General features: G+C 63.6%; 17 protein-coding genes. 13 read left to right on the top strand and 4 right to left on the bottom strand.

What is annotated here, in order from left to right; genetic code table 11:
• Nucleotides 1-239: 239 nt before the first annotated feature.
• Nucleotides 240-542 (bottom strand): hypothetical protein, encoded by a 303-nt coding sequence (locus ACUN9Y_RS08435; RefSeq protein ID WP_445460246.1) that lies wholly within the window; start codon nt 540-542, stop codon nt 240-242.
• Nucleotides 543-663: 121 nt separating this feature from the next.
• Here ACUN9Y_RS08435 and pyk point away from each other — a divergent pair, with 121 nt between their 5' ends.
• From pyk to ACUN9Y_RS08405, 6 genes are all read left to right on the top strand, one after another.
• A complete protein-coding gene (gene pyk, locus ACUN9Y_RS08430; RefSeq protein WP_445460245.1) occupies nt 664-2136 on the top strand; it encodes a pyruvate kinase in 1473 nt (490 codons plus the stop codon).
• Nucleotides 2137-2465: 329 nt separating this feature from the next.
• A complete protein-coding gene (locus tag ACUN9Y_RS08425) occupies nt 2466-3185 on the top strand; it encodes a GntR family transcriptional regulator (protein ID WP_445460244.1) in 720 nt (239 codons plus the stop codon).
• A 145-nt stretch (nt 3186-3330) separates the two neighbouring features.
• Nucleotides 3331-4146, top strand: coding sequence for a molybdate ABC transporter substrate-binding protein (gene modA, locus ACUN9Y_RS08420; protein ID WP_445460243.1), 816 nt, complete (start codon nt 3331-3333; stop codon nt 4144-4146).
• 9 nt (nt 4147-4155) lie between these two features.
• A complete protein-coding gene (gene modB, locus ACUN9Y_RS08415; RefSeq protein WP_445460242.1) occupies nt 4156-4815 on the top strand; it encodes a molybdate ABC transporter permease subunit in 660 nt (219 codons plus the stop codon).
• Nucleotides 4808-5974 (top strand): ABC transporter ATP-binding protein, encoded by a 1167-nt coding sequence (locus ACUN9Y_RS08410; RefSeq protein WP_445460241.1) that lies wholly within the window; start codon nt 4808-4810, stop codon nt 5972-5974. The genes modB and ACUN9Y_RS08410 overlap by 8 nt, the downstream gene beginning before the upstream one ends.
• On the top strand, nt 5971-6513 hold the full coding sequence (locus tag ACUN9Y_RS08405) for a DUF192 domain-containing protein (protein WP_445460240.1): 543 nt from the start codon (nt 5971-5973) through the stop codon (nt 6511-6513). Before ACUN9Y_RS08410 ends, ACUN9Y_RS08405 begins: the two co-directional genes overlap by 4 nt.
• 48 nt (nt 6514-6561) lie before the next feature.
• On the opposite strand, the gene ACUN9Y_RS08400 is transcribed toward ACUN9Y_RS08405, so the two are convergent.
• Nucleotides 6562-7425: a DMT family transporter gene (locus ACUN9Y_RS08400; RefSeq protein WP_445460239.1), complete on the bottom strand. Its 864-nt coding sequence runs from the start codon at nt 7423-7425 to the stop codon at nt 6562-6564.
• Between the two features lie 103 nt (nt 7426-7528).
• Nucleotides 7529-8290 carry an outer membrane protein OmpK gene (locus ACUN9Y_RS08395; RefSeq protein ID WP_445460238.1) on the bottom strand — a complete coding sequence of 254 codons (762 nt, stop codon included), beginning with the start codon at nt 8288-8290 and terminating at the stop codon, nt 7529-7531.
• A 371-nt stretch (nt 8291-8661) separates the two neighbouring features.
• Here ACUN9Y_RS08395 and ACUN9Y_RS08390 point away from each other — a divergent pair, with 371 nt between their 5' ends.
• From ACUN9Y_RS08390 to ACUN9Y_RS08380, 3 genes are all read left to right on the top strand, one after another.
• Nucleotides 8662-9684 carry a DctP family TRAP transporter solute-binding subunit gene (locus tag ACUN9Y_RS08390; protein WP_445460237.1) on the top strand — a complete coding sequence of 341 codons (1023 nt, stop codon included), beginning with the start codon at nt 8662-8664 and terminating at the stop codon, nt 9682-9684.
• A gap of 84 nt (nt 9685-9768) precedes the next feature.
• The gene (locus tag ACUN9Y_RS08385; protein WP_445460236.1) at nt 9769-10245 is read left to right on the top strand and encodes a TRAP transporter small permease; all 477 of its coding nucleotides are present in this window, start codon (nt 9769-9771) and stop codon (nt 10243-10245) included.
• The gene (locus tag ACUN9Y_RS08380) at nt 10235-11530 is read left to right on the top strand and encodes a TRAP transporter large permease (protein WP_445460235.1); all 1296 of its coding nucleotides are present in this window, start codon (nt 10235-10237) and stop codon (nt 11528-11530) included. The genes ACUN9Y_RS08385 and ACUN9Y_RS08380 overlap by 11 nt, the downstream gene beginning before the upstream one ends.
• Nucleotides 11531-11693: 163 nt before the next feature.
• Here ACUN9Y_RS08380 and ACUN9Y_RS08375 read toward each other — a convergent pair whose 3' ends face one another.
• The gene (locus tag ACUN9Y_RS08375) at nt 11694-12224 is read right to left on the bottom strand and encodes a macro domain-containing protein (RefSeq protein WP_445460234.1); all 531 of its coding nucleotides are present in this window, start codon (nt 12222-12224) and stop codon (nt 11694-11696) included.
• Nucleotides 12225-12924: 700 nt separating this feature from the next.
• Between ACUN9Y_RS08375 and ACUN9Y_RS08370 the strand changes: the two genes are divergently transcribed.
• From ACUN9Y_RS08370 to ACUN9Y_RS08355, 4 genes are all read left to right on the top strand, one after another.
• Entirely contained in the window at nt 12925-13908 is a 984-nt protein-coding gene (locus ACUN9Y_RS08370; RefSeq protein WP_445460233.1) for a TAXI family TRAP transporter solute-binding subunit, read from the top strand.
• 137 nt (nt 13909-14045) lie between these two features.
• The gene (locus ACUN9Y_RS08365; RefSeq protein ID WP_445460232.1) at nt 14046-16640 is read left to right on the top strand and encodes a TRAP transporter permease; all 2595 of its coding nucleotides are present in this window, start codon (nt 14046-14048) and stop codon (nt 16638-16640) included.
• Between the two features lie 11 nt (nt 16641-16651).
• Nucleotides 16652-17080, top strand: a complete 429-nt coding sequence (locus tag ACUN9Y_RS08360) for a universal stress protein (RefSeq protein WP_445460231.1) — start codon at nt 16652-16654, stop codon at nt 17078-17080.
• 394 nt (nt 17081-17474) lie between these two features.
• A complete protein-coding gene (locus ACUN9Y_RS08355) occupies nt 17475-18215 on the top strand; it encodes a DUF2189 domain-containing protein (protein ID WP_445460383.1) in 741 nt (246 codons plus the stop codon).
• Nucleotides 18216-18459: the final 244 nt, after the last annotated feature.

Genomic DNA, 18459 nt, shown 5'->3' with positions numbered 1-18459 from the left:
AGGACGAGGGAGGTGACTGCTCCCTGAATGGCAGGCGTCGGGTCGTCGTCTGCCAGGATCGTCACGGCGATCGTTGCTTGCCGGTCGGGCACATTCCCCCCTGTTTCCGCCGCCGACCGGCAAGCTTTTTTCGTCTCATCTGGCGCTGGAGGCGTCGTTGCTCGCCTGGGGCAAGGCGGCTCTTCGATGCTCGGCCCAGGAAAGGGCGGTGAGTCGGCGGCACCTAGGTGGCAGCAAGGTCAGCCTTCAGGGGTATCGGTCTTGCCTGTTTGTTGCGCTACCCTGTGTCCCAAGAGCCCAGAACGGTGGATCAATGCCAGCGCGCGAATGGCGACCAGCGTGTTTTTTGTAGTTAAATTACAGGATGGCCAGCTTTGCTGTTTCGATCGCCCCTTCATGGGACGGTCGTTTTTTGCTGTCCGAGTTTTGTGGGCTTCCCTTGAAATGAGTAAAAACATTTGAATATCAAATGTTTTTACCGCCTTGCGTAGTGAGTTTTTGCTGCAGGCAAGGCATCGCCCGGACCAAAGTTGACGTTTCATGTCTTGGGTCCGAGGGTGTAGTATGTAGTTAAATTACAGGAGCGATGTGCCGATCAGGAAATCCTGGGCGTCACGTCGGTTCGTTTTCGCTTGCTCCACTTCGTCACCAGCCGAGGATCGTATGAGCCAACTTCCGCTTTCCCCCGTCCGTCGTACCAAGATCGTTGCCACCCTGGGGCCCGCCAGCGACCGCGAAGGGGTGCTTGAGGAAATGCTCGCCGCCGGTGTCGATGTGGTGCGCTTGAACTTTTCCCACGGCAGTGCCGATGACCATCGTCGGCGACTCGAGCAAGTGCGCGAGATCGCCGACCGCCTGGGACGCAGTGTCGCCGCGCTGGGTGATCTGCAGGGCCCGAAGATCCGGATTGCGCGTTTCGCCGACGGTGCGGTCGTGCTGAAGGAAGGGACGTCCTTCGTGATCGATATCTCGTTGGACAAGGAAGCCGGCGACGAGACCCAGGTCGGCTGCGACTATCAAGAGCTCGCCGACGATGTGGTCGCCGGCGACCGTCTGCTGCTCGACGATGGCCGTCTGGTGCTGGACGTGAGCCGAGTCGAGGGCAGCAAGATCCATACCTCCGTGGTGGTCGGTGGCAAGTTGTCCAACAACAAGGGCATCAACAAGCAGGGCGGTGGCCTGTCGGCGCCGGCGCTGACCGACAAGGACAAGGACGACCTGAAGACCGCCATCGATATCGGCGTCGACTACCTGGCGGTGTCCTTCCCGCGCTCGGCGGCGGACATGCAGGAGGCGCGCGCATTGCTCGGCGAAGCGGGCAAGGAAATCGGCCTGGTGGCCAAGCTCGAGCGCGCCGAGGCGGTGGCCACCGACGAGACTCTTGACGGCATCATCGAGGCCAGTGAAGCGGTTATGGTGGCTCGCGGTGATCTCGGCGTCGAGATCGGTGATGAAAAGCTGATCGGCACCCAGAAGCGCATCATCAAACATGCTCGCAGCCACAACCGTGCCGTGATCACTGCGACCCAGATGATGGAGTCGATGATCGAGTCTCCGTTGCCGACTCGTGCCGAGGTATTCGATGTGGCCAACGCCGTGCTCGATGCCACCGACGCGGTGATGCTGTCTGCCGAGACCGCCGCTGGCGACTTCCCGGTGGAGACCGTCGAAGCCATGAATCGGGTCTGCCTGGGTGCCGAGCGTGAGCGCATCGCCCAGGAATCCGGCCACCGCATCCATGAAGGCTTCGAGCGCATCGATGAGACCATCGCCCTGTCGGCCATGTACGCGGCGAACCACCTTTCCGGGGTGGCGGCTATTGCCTGCATGACCTCCACCGGGTACACGCCGTTGATTGCGTCGCGCATTCGGTCCGGGCTTCCCATCGTCGGTCTGGCGCACAACCCCATCGCCCAGCGTCGCATGGCGCTGTACCGTGGGGTGATCTCGTTGCCCTTCGACACCAGCGAGATGTCCGCCTCGGAGCTCAACGACCGCGCCGTCGAGCGCCTGGTGGCTCACGGTGTCGCCAGGTCCGGCGATCACGTCATCCTGACCCGCGGCGACCACATGAATGCCCATGGCGGGACCAATACCCTGAAGATTCTCGACGTCACCGACAGCCATCAGGCCTGATCGACCGTTGAGCATCGGCGTCGCGTCGGGGCCGATATCCCGTGCTGGCATCGCTGAGCGAGGCGAGCCGACACCGCCGCGATGATGGTTGGTCGTGGCATCGGCCGCGATACCCGTTCCCGCCCGGCCGCTTCCGCGGCCGGGCGGGGTCGTGTGTAGGGCCTGGCTGCGGTGAATCGGGGGCAGTGAACGGCGCGGAGGGCTCCGTCACACGATCGGCCGGTGACATCGCGTCCCCCAGAGGCTGTATACAGCCGGGGTCCTGGATGTGGTGCAATAGCCCAAAACATGCGAAGGTCATGAACCAATAACGTCACGAGTGAGTGAAGATGAGCAATGCCTGGCACGAAGAGGTGCTGGCCCAGGTCAAGGCCGGTGCACGGATCAGCGATGGCGACATCGTCAGGCAGGTGCGTCGTGCCGTGCTGATGCAACGGCTGCCACCCGGCACTCGCTTGCCGGAGGTGACCCTTGGCGATGTGTTCGGCGTCAGCCGGTCGGTGGTGCGCAAGGCGCTGACCCGGCTCGCGTCCGAACATGTCGTGGATCAGCGACCCAATCAGGTGGCCCGGGTGCGCGCGCCGGATACCGACGAGACCCTCGAGACCTTCGCGGCGCGACGCTTGGTGGAAGGGGAGGTGGCGGCGTTGACGGCGGGACGCCTCGGCGCCGGCACCCTGGTGCAGTTGGAGGACCGTGTCGGTCGCGAGCGGGAGGCCTTTCTTGCCAGCGACGAGGCGTCGCGTATCGAGCATTCGCTGGCCATTCACCACCTGCTCGCCGAACACTCGCCGAACCGCGTCCTCGGCGCCATGCTCACCGACCTGATCCTGCGTACGTCGATCGTCATCGCTCTGTACAAGCGTCCGTCGCTTGGAAGTTGCTACCTGGAAGGCGACCATACCGCCTTGCTCGAACACTTGTCTCGAGGGGATGGCGAGGCTGCCCGCCGGGCCGTCGAGCGCCACCTGGATAGCCTCAAGGGATTGCTCGACCTGGGGGCGAGGGAAGGTAGCATCGACCTCAAGGCGATTCTCGGTGCCGGCTGAGGCGGGCGACTGACGGGCCTGGTCGCGTCGGATTTGGCGCCACTGTCGGCCCATGGCGTCGACTTCTGGCGCGGGACCGGCCGCCGAGCCGTTCGCTGACGGGCCCGAGCGCTCGTCTCGGTCGCCACCATAACAGGGAAATATCATGCATCAACTGCTGTCCCGCCTTGGCCCCTGTGTCACTGCCTGGGTCTTCGCACTGGGCTTGACGGCGGCGCTGCCGGCCCAGGCCGGCGCCCAGACACCCGCCATCGCCGCGGCCTCGTCGCTGCAGTTTGCCTTGCCGGTATTGATCGAGCGATTCGAAGCCGACACCGGACGCCGCCTGCGGGTGACCTATGGCGCGTCGGGTAATCTCCAGCGTCAGATCCAGCAAGGGGCACCTTTCGAGCTCTTTCTGTCCGCCGATGAGGCCCGCGCGCGGGACCTGGAATCCTCAGGCCTTACCCAGGGCGAGGGCCGAGACTATGCGATCGGGCGATTGGTGTGGCTGCAGGCCAAGGGCTTGCCCTTGGCCGATGACGCCCGGCCCCTTGACGGCGTTCGCGAGGCCATCGCCGCTTTCGAGGCGGGCGAAGGCAAGCCACGTATCGCCCTGGCCAATCCGCTGCACGCGCCCTACGGGGTGGCCGCCAAGGAAGCCCTGACCCGGGCCGACCTGTGGACGGCCAGCGAGCCACTGAGAGTGCTCGGAGAGAACGTTGCCCAGGCGGCGCAGTTTGCGCTGGCCAGCGAGTCTCGTGGTGGTTTCGCCGCGTATTCCCTGGTGGCGGCCCCGACCCTTGCCGAGCGCGCCGATTACCGTCTGATTCCGGCACAATGGCATGCGCCGATCAATCAGCGCATGGTGCTGTTGAAGGGCGCCAGCGAGACGTCGACGGCGTTCTTCGACTGGCTGATGGGCGACGAGGCCGGAGAGGTGCTCGAACGCTTCGGTTTTTCCCGTCCTGACGTGGAGTGAGGACCCTGCATGGATTGGGCCGCCCTGTCGGTATCTCTGAGACTCGCCGTGCTGACCAGCCTGATGCTGTTGCCTTTCGGCTTGTGGCTGGGACGGCGCCTGGCGCTGTCGCGCTCCCGCCTGCGTGCACCCTGTGAGGCTCTGGTCGCGCTACCACTGGTCATGCCCCCCACGGTGCTGGGGTTCTACCTGATGATGGCGTTCTCCGGCGAAGCCCCGTTCGGCAGCCTGTGGGCGAGCGTGACCGGCACCAGCCTCAATTTTTCCTTTTCGGGCATTCTGCTGGCGTCGCTGGTGGTCAATGTGCCATTCGCGGTGCAGCCGATTCAGCGCGCCTTCGAGGGAATTCCCGCCCACCTGAGAGAAGCGGCTTGGTGCTCGGGACTCTCGGCCTGGCAGACGCTGTGGCGCATCGAGTTGCCACTGGCGCTGCCTGGCGTGGTCTCGGCGCTGGCGCTGACGTTTGCGCATACCCTGGGTGAGTTCGGTGTGATCCTGATGGTGGGGGGCGCCATCGACGGTGAGACCCGGACCCTCGCCATCTCCATCTACGACCATGTTCAGGCGTTCGATGAGTCTGCCGCCGGTGTGATGTCGGCGATGCTGCTGGTGCTGTCCTTCGTGACCATCGGTCTGGTTTACGGGCTGACGGGGCGTCGACGTGGTTGAGTCCAGCGGGGAAGCCGTCGAGTCCGGGGCGCGGGACGCCGGCTTGTGCGTCAGCCTGCATCAGCCGGGGCCTATCCCGCTGGCGGCAGACTTCACCTGCGCGCCGGGGGAACTGTTGGCCCTGGTGGGGCCCTCGGGGAGTGGCAAGACCACGCTATTGCGAGCCATTGCCGGGCTCTACGCACCGCGATATGGCCGAGTCGAATGTGCCGGTGAGGTATGGTTTGACCACGCAGGTAGTATCAATCTGACGCCGCAGCGCCGCCGCGTCGGGCTGGTGTTCCAGGACTATGCGTTGTTTCCTCACTTCAATGCCGAGGCCAACATCGCGGTGGCCCTGGGCCACCTGCCTGCCCACGAGCGCCGCGATCAAGCGCGTCTCTGGCTGTCTCGGGTGCGTCTCGAGGGCCTCGAGCAGCGCCTGCCGCGCGAGCTTTCCGGCGGCCAGCGACAGCGCGTCGCCTTGGCTCGAGCCCTGGCCCGTGAACCGCGGGTTCTGCTGCTCGATGAGCCCTTCTCGGCGGTCGATCAGGTCACTCGGCGGCGTCTGCAGCGGGAGCTGGCGACGCTACGCGAACGGCTCAATATCCCCATCGTGCTGGTCACCCATGATCTGACCGAGGCGAGCGCCCTGGCGGATCGCATGTGCGTGCTGCACGGGGGCAGGGCGTTACAGCAGGATACGCCGGAAGCGATGTTCCGCTATCCCGAGAGCCCCGAGGTCGCGAGGCTGCTGGATCGCCCCAACGTTTTCACCGGGGTGGTGCGGGATACCGAAGCCGGGCGCCGCCTGGAGTGGGGGGAGTGGCGTCTGGAGGTCGACCGGGGAATCGACGATGTGGCGCCCGGCGCCACCGTCACGTGGTACCTTCCCGAGTCTGATATCGTACTGCACCGTCGCGGGCGCCCCTCGCGAGGCCTGCGGGAGAATCTGGTGAGTGCCCGCGTCGACGAACTGGTGGTCCTCGGCGGTATCAGCACAGTGACCCTGGTCTTCGCCCACGATCGCCAGCCGATGCGCTTCGATATTGCCACCCACGCATCGCGTCGAAACGGGCTGGCGCAAGGCGAGTGGGTCGATGTTTCGCTACTCTCATCGGGTATCCACGTGATGGACACGGACGCCCCGTCAATTCCTGTTCTTGAGGACCTGTCATGAATCTTAGTCGCCGACGTTTCGCCCAGGCACTTGCGCTGTCCCCCGCCCTGTCATTGCTCTTGCTGTCGCCCGTGGGGGCGCTGATGGGCGCACTCCCGCGTGCCGCACAAGCAGCCGATAGCGACGCGGCAGGCGCCGCAGTCAAGGTGCCGCTGGCGATCCACGGAGCCCAGGGCCCGACTCGGCTACAGGTAGAAATCGCCGACGAAGCAGAAGAACGCAATCGGGGGTTGATGGGACGAGACTATCTGCCGCCCAATGAGGGCATGCTGTTTCTGTACGCTGGCGCAGTGCGCAATGGCTTCTGGATGCGCAATACCCTGATCCCGCTGGATATTGCCTTTCTCGACGACGACGGACGCATTCTCGAGATCCAGCGTATGGAGCCCTGCCCGCCGGCGGCCAGCGAGTGTCCGACGACCCAGCCGGCGGCGGCATACCGCGCCGCACTCGAGGTCAACGCCGGCACCTTCGAGGCGCTTGGCATTCGCCAGGGAGACTGTGTGACCTGGGAAGGCAGTACCGGGACCTGCGGCTGACGGCCAGCGCTCGTTGAGTGCCCAGGCATGGAGGCGTGGTGATCGCTATCAGGCCGCCGGCGGCCGGCGAGGGCGAAAGCGGATCACGATCAGGGCGACGCCGGCGACGACCAGCGCGCCACCGCCGAGCTTGTGTGGGCCGAGGCTATCGCCGAGCAACACTACCCCCAGGACCACCGCGAGCACCGGCACCAGCAGGGTCATGGGCACGAGGCGGTTGACGTCGTGGCGCCGTAACAGCCCGAACCACAGGCCGTAGGCCACGATCGATGACATCACCGCGGTGTAGCCGACGGCGCCCCAGCCGGCAATGCCGGCGTGGCTCATGGCCTGCCATTGGTGGTCTTCCAACAGCCAGGAGCCGAGGGCGACCTGGGGGGTGGCGAAGAGTGCCATCCATCCGGCCAGTGCCATCGGGGCGATCTTCGGGCCGCGCTTGATCAGCAGCTGGGAGATCGCCCAGCCCAGGGCGCTGGCCAGCAGCAAGGCCGTTGGCAGCGGTGCCGGAAGCGTCGGGCCGCCGGCGAGCACCGCCACGCCGGAAAACGACAGGAGCAGGCCGATCAGGCGCTTCGCGCCGAGGCGCTCCTTGAGGAATATCACCGCCAGCAGGGTCGCAAAAGGCGTCCCCATCTGTACCAGAAGGGCGCCGGTGCCGGCCTCGGCCTGCTCTAGGCCGATGATCAACAGGGCGAAATGCAGGCTACCGAAGGTGACCGACAGCAGGGCCAGAAACGGCAGCTGATGGCGCGACACCGGATAGAAGGGCACCAGCAGAACCGCGACCAGGGCGAAGCGCAGGGTGGTCAGTAGCATCGGTGGCATTTCGATCACCCCGACCTTGATGACGATGATGTTCAGCGCCCAGATGAGAATGACGGCGAGGCCGAGCAGCAGATCGCGAAGTGGCAAGACTCTTCCTTGATCGATGAGAAAACGAGTCGCCAGCATAGCAAAACGCCGGCCCGTCAGTGGGCCGGCGTTGGCTATCGATGCGTTTTTTGGCTCGGCGGCGTCAGAAGGTCCAGCGCACGATCGCCTGGGGTAGGGACTCGTCGGTGCCGTCGAGGCCGAACTTGTTGTGCCAGTACTGGTATTCCAGGCCGAGGGCGATGTGGTCATTTGCGTGCCACATCAACTGTGGCTGGGTCAGCAACTGCTCTTCGAGATCGCCTTCCTCGGTGGTGTAGTCGAGAAAGCCCTCGAAGCTGAACTTGGCGTCGCCGATCGTGAAGGGACTGTTCCATGCCAGCGTTAGCTGCTCGGAAGTACCGTCGGCGGCGTCACTGTCGTCGTCGCGGTACATGGTGAACACCTTGAAGAAGGCGAAGCCTGGAACCTCGATGTCGTAGCCGAGCCCGACCATGTGGGTCGTCTTGCGGACGGCCGAATTGCGGTCGAAGTCGAGTTGGCCGGACAGGTAGAGGTTGGTGACCGGGCCAAACGACAGGTCCCGACCGAGGACTTTGCCGATGTTGCCCCTCAGGTTCCATTCGGCGTGGGTGCTGCCATAGTCCTGCTCGTCTTCCGTATCGCGATCGACATTGGTGAAATCGGCGAAGAAGTAGCTATCGCCGTAGGTCCAGCCACTGGCATTGGCAATGGTGAAGATGGCATGGCGTTGGTTGTCGATGCCGAAGCCGGCATCGGCTCGATCCTCGTAGTCCCAACCGTAGAGTGCTTCGACCTTGGTGGTGCTGTAGAGCGCGGCCGAGGCGCCTTGGCTGATCAGCAGGACCGAGGTGGCGGTCAGGGTGGCAAGGGGAATGGATTTCATCGAGGTCTCCAGATGTTGTTGTGGTTATGCGACCAACGCCGGAGCGAAGGGCTGGTGCAAGGGGGAGACTGCTTTCATGGAAATGATTTCCGTTATTTTTGTATGCATTAATTTGGCGTGTTGGTGACTATTCGTCAACCTATATGTATACAGTTTTCGCGTAAATCAGTAGCTGAAACACCAATTCGGTGGCGCACACTGGCTTACCCTTGTGGTCAATCCGCCTTTGCAGGCATATTGAGTGACGGATTCAATAGCGCCCTACCCGCCAGCGTTGCCTCACGGCAAGGTGACGCCATTGGTGTCTACGTTCAGACGCAACGACCCAACTCGACCCCGCTGAAGTGGGGCATCAACGCCAAGGACATGTCATGCAGCTCACTCGTTTCTCCTCACGCGCACCGGCGCGACTCGCTCTGACGTTTGCCAGTGTGGTGCTGATCGGCGCCTCGTTTGGCGCCCAGGCCCGCGAACTGTCGGTGTCTACCGTGTTGTCCGACGCCTTTCCCTGGGGCCAGGCGGCTCAGAAGTGGGCCGACCTAGTGGAGGAACGCTCGGGCGGTGATCTGACGCTGCGGGTCTATCCCAACTCCCAGCTGGTCAACGGCGATCAGACCCGCGAGTTCTCCGCCATGCGTTCCGGCCTGATCGATCTGGCGGTGGGGTCGACCATCAACTGGTCGCCCCAGGTACCCGAGCTCAACCTGTTTTCGCTGCCCTTCTTGATGCCGGATGAAGACGCGGTCGACGCCGTGACCGGTGGCGAAGCCGGTCGGCTGATTTTCGAGGCCATCGAGTCCCGCGGCGTGGTCCCGCTGGCGTGGGGCGAGAACGGTTTCCGTCAGATCTCCAACTCCCAGGGCGTGATCGACGAGCCCGCCGACCTCGAAGGGCTCAAGATTCGCGTGGTGGGGTCTCCATTGTTCCAGGACACCTTCACCGCCCTCGGCGCGAACCCGACCCAGATGAGCTGGGCCGACGCTAAGCCGGCGCTGACCACCGGCGCCGTGGACGGGCAGGAGAATCCGTTGTCGGTGTTCGACGTGGCGCGTATCGACCAGGTGGGTCAGGCCTATGTCACGCAATGGAACTACATGAACGACCCGTTGATCTTCGCTGCCAACCAGCAGGTCTGGGGAACGCTGTCTGAGCAGGAGCAGACGCTGCTTCGGGAAACGGCTCTCGAGGCTGGCGCCTGGGAAATCAGCATGACCCGGGAGCAGGAGAGTGAACGCCAGGCTGCCATCGAGGAACGCGGTGTTACCGTCACCGATCTCAGCGAAGAGCAGCATCAGGCCTTCGTCGAGGCCACCGAGAGCGTGCAGGAGAAATGGGTGCCACGCATCGGCGAAGACATCGTCGAGGCGGCACGCAACGCCATCGAGGCGCTGTAAGCGCCAAGGCACGATATGTGATCCTTTTCCGTCGGCCCCACCAAGGGCCGACGGTGTCCGTTTCCCCTGCCCGACATCGTCTTCATGAAACGTCCCGACGCAAGACTCGAGCGTGTGCTCGCGACCCTCGCCATCCTGATCATTGGCTTGATCAGCCTGACCAACGTGGTGGTGCGTTACATCACCGGGGGCTCCTTCGCCTTTACCGAGGAATTCTCGGTATTCCTGCTGGTGGTGCTGACCTTTGCCGGTGCGTCCGTGGCGCTGCGCGGTGATCGCCATATCCGGATTGGGTTACTCGAGCGCGCCTTGCCCGAGGGGGCCAAGCGTGTCCTGATCCTGGTGCAAGGCCTGGCGGGCGTCATCGTGCTCGGCCTGATCACTTGGTTCGGTGCCCAGATGACCTGGCAGGAATACCAGTGGCAGTCGTTGTCGCCGGGGCTGGGCCTGCCTCAGTGGTGGTACCTGGTATGGCTGCCTGTGCTGTCTGGCCTGATGCTGCTGCGCCAGGCCCAGGTCACCCTCGACCGTTTGCGTGGAGGGCTCCGCAATGACGCCTGATATCTGGATGCTGCTGGCCTTTCTGGGGCTGCTCATCGCCGGTGTGCCGGTGGCGTTTTCCCTCGGCCTGGCCGGTGCCGTCGGCATCGTCACGGGATTGTCACCGGCCATGCTGGCGACGCTTGGGACCAATACCTATAACAGCATCGCCAAGTATCCGCTGATCGCCATTCCGTTGTTTATCCTGACCGGCTTGATCTTCGAGCGGGCCGGCGTCGCGGCCAGGCTGGTGCGCTTCGCTCAAGCGCTGATCGGCCCACGGCATGGTGGCTTGGCGCTGGTGGCGGTGCTGGTGTGCATGATCATGGGCGGCATGAGCGGCTCCGGCCCCGCCGATGCCGCCGCGGTGGCCATGGTGATGTTGCCGAGCATGACCAAGGCCGGCTATCCGCGGCCGTTTTCCGCGACCCTGATCGCCGCGTCGGCGTCCACCGCGATCCTGATTCCGCCGTCGGTGGCGCTGATTCTGTATTCCATCGTGGTGCCCGGAGTCGACCTGCGCGCGCTCTTTGCCGCCGGCCTGTTCCCTGGAATGCTCGCCGGATTCTCGCTTTTGGCACCGGCGCTGCTGCTATCGCGTCGCTACGGCTGGGAGTCACCGGACGAGGTCGAGCGTCCGGACATCGGCGCGAGCTTCCGCCAGGCGTTGCCGGCGCTTTTCGCGCCGGTGCTGATTCTTGGGGGGCTGCGCAGCGGGCTTTTCACCCCCACCGAAGCGGCCGTGGTGGCCGTGGCCTACGGGGTGGTGGTGGGCCTGTTTGTGACCCGCGAGCTGTCGCTGAAGGATCTGTGGGCGCTGCTCGGTGAAGCGGCGGTGATTTCCGGCGTCGTGATGCTGATCATCGCCCTGGCCGGTATCTTCGCCTGGTCCGGTACCATGCTGGGGACCTTCCGTCACCTGGCCGAGTGGGTTATCGGGCTTTCCGATAACGGCACGCTGTTGCTGGTGTTGATCATGCTGGCGGTACTCGCCGCCGGGATGGTGCTGGATGCCATCTCGATCTACCTGATCATGATGCCGATCCTGATTCCGGTGATGCAGCATTTCGAGTGGAACCCGGTGTGGTTCGGCATCCTGCTGGCGATGAACATTGCCATCGGTCAGTTCACGCCCCCGGTCGCGGTGAATCTGATGGTCACCACCGAAGTCGCCAAGGTGCGTCTGGAGCAGACCGTAGGCTGGGCGCTGGTCTTTGTCGTGGCCATGGCCTCGGCCCTGGGGCTGGTCGCGGTGTTCCCGGAAATTGCGCTGTGGTTACCGCGAGTCCTTGGCTATAACGTTTGATCATCAGATGTGTTCGATGACGACGCGCCGCTTGGCAAGAGCACGAGGCGCCACCGGGAGGTGGCGCCTTGTGCGTTCGGGCAACGCACAACCAGGCCAGGAGGCGTCTTTTCTGCGGACCCACCGCGGGGCCGTGCTGACGGCCACCTGGCCCAGCGGCCGCTCACTCGGTGGTGAGTGCCTCCAGCCAGCGCTGATGGACCTCGAGGCTGGCTTCGTCGAACAGCACGAAGCGGACGAGCCGAATGCCGGGGCATTCGGGCAGGGTCGTCAGCACCGTGGACAGCGCAACCTCGGCGGCGTCCTTGAGTGGATAGCCGAAGATGCCGGTCGAGATCGCCGGAAAGGCGATCCGCCAGAGGCCATGTTCGGCGGCAAGCATCAGCGCCTGGCGATAACAGCGGGCGAGCAGTTCGGGGGCAGGCTCATCGCGGCCGTAGACCGGCCCGAGACAGTGAATGACATGGGCGTTGGGCAAGTCGAAGCCCGGGGTGATCACCGCCTGGCCGGGGCGAATTGGCGCCAGGGGGCGGCCGGCTTCGGCCAGCTGCGGCCCCGCCCTGCGGTGCAGCGCGCCGGCCACGCCGCCGCCGCTTCTCAGCTCGGCATTGGCCGCGTTGACGACGACATCGATGTCCTCTTGCGCGGAAATATCGCCCTCGAGACATTCGATCAGCGGGTATTCAAGAGGCATGGTTCGGGCTCCGAGGGGCTTGCGGTGCAAGCGCGAGGCAGGAATGCGCAGGATGGAGTAGGCCGGTCTCGTGGGTCAAGCCGGGGCCGGGACATCCTCTGAGGGGCGAGGACATCCGCTGGATGCCTTTCCGAGGGCAGGGGTGCGTTGTGGGAGGGCGAGGCGGACTAGGCGCTGCGCAGACAAGGCGCCAGGGCCGTCGTTGCAGGGAGAGCGAGTCGATATCGGCGCGTCTATCCTGAGACAATGGCTGGCGCAATCTGTCGGCAATGCGGTCCAGGTGTTGGCGCTGGTCGTCGCGACGGCGGGGCGGGGGAATCACCATCTGGCAGGCCAGTCAGTGCATGGTGGTCCTCGCGCCGCGCCAGTGCGCACCTTGGTCAGGGCCACTGCCGCGAGACGTGGCCGGCGCGAGGATCATCTGCACCACGACCTGGGCTCGTGAGGTGCTACGCTAGAACCGGACGCTGGCGGCGCCGTGCACCGCTTTGACGTCGAGCAAAGACGCTAGTGATAGAAAAAAATTAACGCCCACTAAACGTTACGTGCGACTAGACTCTGCGAATTAACGGAACGCTTTGGGATCATTCAAGGTTAATTTCCGCTAAAGTAGCACCTATGGATTGGGTCAGGCACCGCACAGATGCCGCCCGATCCGCATAATGTCGGTAACGTCCATAATGCCAAAAGAGGTATGACCATGAAGCGCCATGCTTTCTCCACCGCCGCTTTTTCCGGCGCCATCCTTGGAGCCGCGATGTTCGCGTCTCCGGCCATGGCCCAGGATGAGGAACAGTTCATTACCATCGGCACCGGTGGTCAGACCGGCGTCTACTATGTGGTCGGACAGTCCGTCTGCCGTCTGGTCAATCGCAACTCCGACGACACCGGTATTCGCTGCAACGCTCCGTCTACCGGCGGTTCCGTGGCTAACGTCAATGGCATCCGCAGCGGCGAGTTGACCATGGGCGTGGCGCAGTCCGACGTCCAGTATCAGGCCTATAACGGCACCGGCAATTTCGAAGGCGATGCCTACGAAGACCTGCGTGCGGTGTTTAAGATCCACGGCGAGCCGCTGACCATTCTGGCCCGCGCCGATGCCGGTATCGAGACCCTCGATGACCTGGCCGGCAAGCGCGTCAACATCGGCAACCCGGGCTCTGGCCAGCGCAACACCATGGAAGTGGTGATGGACGCCAAGGGCTGGACCCAGGATACCTTCTCGCTGGCCTCCGAGCTTGATGCCGCCGAGATGGCGTCGGCCCTGTCTGACAATAACATTGACGCCATGGCGTACGTGGTGGGTCACCCGAACGGTGCCATTCAGGAAGCCACGACTACTGTCGATGCACGCCTCGTGCCGCTGAACGATGATGACGTCAAGGGCTTGGTCGAAGAGTACCCCTATTACTCCATGTCGGTGATTCCCGGCGGCCTGTACAAGGGCAATGACGAAGACATCGAGACCTTCGGTGTGGCCGCGACCTTCGTGACCACCGCCGAAGCCGACGACGAGCTGGTTTACCAGACCGTCAAGGCGGTGTTCGATAACTTCGACCGTTTCAAGCGCCTGCACCCGGCGTTCGAGAACCTCGACCCGCAGGATATGGTGTCCAACGGCCTGTCCGCGCCACTGCATGAAGGCGCCGCGCGTTACTATCGTGAGCAAGGCTGGATCGAGTAACGCGTCTCCGTCACCGACGGCACCTCGGTGAACACTGCGCGGTCTCCCGTTGGGCGGCCGCGCAGTGCGTTTAGCACAGCCAAGGTTGTGCTGATGCGAGCGCCGTCATTCTTTCTCCTCTAGAGCAGGGCACGCTTATGACTGAGGAAAACAAGAGGGCCGAAGGATCCACGGTGGATCTCGAGGACATGGTCGCGTCCAGCGACTCGGGGTCTCGTAACCCTCTCGGCACGCCGGGCAAGTTGCTGGTCAGCATCGCGGCCGTGTGGTCGCTCTTTCAGCTGTGGATAGCGTCCCCGCTCCCGTATGCGTTGGGGTTTGGTGTCTTCAATGCCACCGAGGCCCGGCCCATCCACCTGGCGTTTGCGCTGTTTCTGGCCTACATGGCGTACCCGGCCACCAAGCGCTCCCCCCGTGACCGCATTCCGATCCAGGATTGGATACTGGCGTTCGTCGCCTCGGCGACAGCGGCCTATGGGTTCTTCTTCTATGAGCAGCTCGCCCAGCGCCCCGGGGCCCCGATCCTTCAGGATGTGGTCGTTGGCGTGATCGGCCTGTTGCTGCTGCTCGAAGCGACTCGCCGAGCGCTCGGCCCGCCGCTGACCATCATCGCTTCCATCTTCATCGTCTACTCGCTGGCCGGCCCCTGGATGCCCGGTATCCTCGCCCACCGCGGGGTCAGCCTGTACGGGTTGATCAACCACCAGTGGCTGACGTCCCAAGGCGTTTTCGGTATCGCACTGGGTGTCTCGACGGCCTTCGTCTTTCTATTTGTGTTGTTTGGTGCCTTGCTCGACAAGGCCGGTGCCGGCAACTATTTCATCAAGGTAGCGTTCTCGCTGCTGGGGCACTACAAGGGCGGACCGGCCAAGGCCGCCGTCGTGGCCTCCGGCATGACCGGCCTGATTTCCGGTTCGTCGATCGCCAATACCGTGACCACCGGTACCTTCACCATCCCGATGATGAAACGTGTCGGTTTCTCGGCGGAGAAGGCCGGGGCCGTGGAGGTATCGTCTTCCGTCAACGGACAGATCATGCCCCCGGTGATGGGGGCCGCCGCCTTCCTGATGGTGGAATACGTCGGCATCTCCTACGTCGACGTCATCAAGCACGCCTTCCTGCCGGCGCTGATCTCCTATATCGCGTTGATCTATATCGTTCACCTCGAGGCGCTCAAGGCCGACATGCAGGGGCTGGAAAGCACCAATCCGCCCAAGACGCTGACGCGCAAGGTCATCGGCTTCCTGGGTGGCCTGCTGTTGATGATGATCGTGGCGATGGGCGTCTATTACGGGCTCGGCTGGCTCAAGCCAGTGCTCGGTGACGGTGCCCCCTGGATCATTTCCGCGCTGCTGGCGGTGATCTATGTGGTATTGCTCAAGATTGCCTCGGGCTATCCCGAGCTCGAGCTCGACGACCCCAATGAGCCGATCTTCTCGTTGCCCCAGACGCGTCCCACCGTGATGGTTGGCTTGCAGTACATTCTACCGGTTGTCGTCCTGATCTGGTGTCTGATGGTCGAGCGTCTGTCACCGGGGCTCTCGGCGTTCTGGGCGACGGTGTTCATGATCTTCATCATGCTCACGCAGCGTCCCATCACGGCGCTGTTCCGAGGCAATAGCGACCTGGCCGCCGATCTTCGTGAAGGGGTGATGGATCTGTGGTCGGGCCTGGTCACGGGGGCTCGCAACATGATCGGGATCGGTATCGCGACCGCCACCGCCGGTATCATCGTCGGCGCCGTCTCCCAGACGGGCGTGGGCCTGGTGCTCGCCGATGTGGTCGAGATCCTGTCCATGGGCAACCTGATGTTGATCCTGTTGTTCACGGCGATTCTCAGTCTGATTCTCGGCATGGGCCTACCGACCACCGCGAACTACATCGTGGTATCGGCGCTGCTGGCGCCGGTCATCGTCCAGTTGGGCGAGCAGAACGGGCTGCTGGTGCCGTTGATCGCGGTCCACCTGTTCGTGTTCTATTTCGGCATCATGGCCGACGTCACGCCCCCGGTAGGCCTGGCTTCATTTGCTGCGGCGGCCTTGTCGGGCGGGGATCCGATTCGTACCGGCTTCCAGGCGTTCTACTACAGCCTGCGCACGGCGGCGCTGCCTTTCTTGTTCATCTTCAACACCGACCTGTTGTTGATCGATGTCGCTCCGCTGCAAGGGGTGCTGATCTTTGTCGTGGCGACCATCGCGATGCTGATCTTTGCCGCGGCGACCCAGGGCTATCTGATCACGCGCAACCGCTGGTATGAGAGCATCCTGCTGTTGCTGGTGGCCTTCACCCTGTTCCGCCCGGGGTTCTGGATGGACATGATCCATGACCCCTATCGCGAGATTCCGCCGGCGCAGTTTGTCGAGGCGCTGGGTAACGTCGACAAGGCCAGCACGCTACGTCTGCAGATCAGCGGTGTCGATGCGATCGGCGAGCCGTTGACGACTTACATGACGTTGCCGGTGCCGGAGGGCACGACGGGAGAGGAGCGCCTGGAGAACCTGGGGCTTGAGCTGATCGTCGAGGATGAGCGTGCGATCGTGGACATGGTCACCTATGGCAGTCAGGCGTCGGATCTGGGCTTCGACTTCGACCAGGAGATCATCGAGGTACTGGCGCCGGTGGATCGTTGGCCGAAAGAGCTGATGTGGTTCCCTGGGTTGCTGGTGTTTGGTCTGGTGGTGCTGATGCAGCGCCGTCGGCGTGCTCATGAACCCAGCCGCGCTGCGGCCTGAGGAGGTATGCCATGTACGACAAGATTTTGCTGCCGGTGGATCTCAATGAGGAAGCATCATGGAGCAAGGCGCTGCCAGTGGCGCTGTCGTTGTGTCGCACCTTCGACGCTTCGCTGCATATCGTCACCGTGATGCCGGACTATCGCATGCCCATGGTGGGGTCGTTCTTTCCCAAGGACTTCGCCGAAAAGGCCCACCAGGCCGTCACCGAGGCGCAGCGCACCTTCATCGCCGACAAGGTGCCAAGCGATGTGAAAGCGCAGGCCGTGATTACCGACGGCTCGCCCTGGGAGGCGATTCTCAAGGCGGGCAAGAAGGTCGGCGTCGATCTGATCGTGATGGCGTCCCACAACAAGAAGCGCTTCGCTGACTACGTGATCGGACCCAACGCCGAGCACATCGTGCATCACAGCAAGATCTCGGTAATGATCGTGCGCTAGGGGGCATTGCACCTGGCACCTCCATCGCCCCTGGCGCGCTTGCGCCAGGGGCGATTTCGTGAGCGCAACGGTTTCGTCATAGAACGCTCGCTCGCGGCGAGATCACGCGGGGTCGTCTACAGTGGACTTAAGAGTCAATCGGCGCCTACGAGCGCAATGACGCGGTTGTTCACGGTGCCGTGACTCCCCTGACCGGCACGCGGTATGCGCCGGGTGACAAGGTGGACGCGGGGGTGAAGCGATGAATGTAGACAGTGCTCCTCATGGAAGTTCGTCGCAGGGCGGCGGCGGCGGTGACAGCAGGCGCGAGGTCAGTCAAGGCAATGCCGGCGCTGGCCGGGGCAGCGGGGCGGAGGGCGGCAAACTCGTCGATATCACTATTCAATCCGTTGGCATGGAGCGCCCCAGAGCCTGGTTGACGGCAGGGATTCGCGATTTCCGTGAGGCCCCTGCGGTCAGCCTGGCCTACGGCATGTTCTGGGTTGGCCTGAGCATCGCGGTGACCGTCGGAGCCTTCATCCTCGGGCTGTGGCACTGGCTGTTGCCCATGGTGGCGGGCTTCATGTTCATCGGTCCGCTGGTGGCGGTAGGGTCCTACGGGATCAGTCGCGCACTCGAACGAGGCCGCTCGCCGACCCTCGGCGACGCCTTCTTTGCCTGGCGTGGCCATGTTGGGCAACTGGCGATGATGGGGGTCATGATGATGATCTTTTTCCTCGCCTGGATTCGCCTGGCAACGCTGCTGTTTGCGCTGTTCTTCGGGCTGCAGTCGCCGGATCCCGCCACCGTCTATGCGTCATTGCTGACCACACCCGAAGGGCTCGGGATGCTGGCCGTAGGGCTGGCGGCGGGGTGCGTGCTGGCCTTTGGCGCCTTCGCCATCAGCGTGGTTGCGATTCCTACCCTGATGGACCAGGACCTGACCTTCATGGAAGGGATCGAAGCCAGCGTGCGTTCGGTGGCGCGCAATTTCAGGCCGATGCTGATCTGGGCGGCCATCCTGACCGGCAGTGTGCTGGTCGGAATGATGACCTTCTATATTGGCCTCGCCCTGATTCTTCCGGTACTGGGCCACGCGAGCTGGCATGCCTATGAAGATCTGGTGGTGTGTGAACCGGTCGATCGCTTGAGCTGAGACCGGAGGGATCCTACACCGTCACCGACACCGTCCGGGGGGCGTGGTGAGCAAGGGGGTGGCCGGTTTACCGGTGTGGCGCTCGTAGGTTGGACCAGGTGCTCGCGCAAGTCCTGATCAAGCACAAGGTGCCGGCGAGATGGCTCGCCGGCGCCTTGTTGCGTCTGGGCCGGATCCCGCATCGGTGTGACATTTCATAAGTTGTTACTTATGTGGTGGGCCGGGTTGTGCTAGGCTCCTGCCG

It is taken from the genome of Halomonas sp. V046, assembly GCF_052645355.1.
Note: the sequence above shows the minus strand (reverse complement) of the source record. Positions and strands in the feature narration are given on the sequence as shown.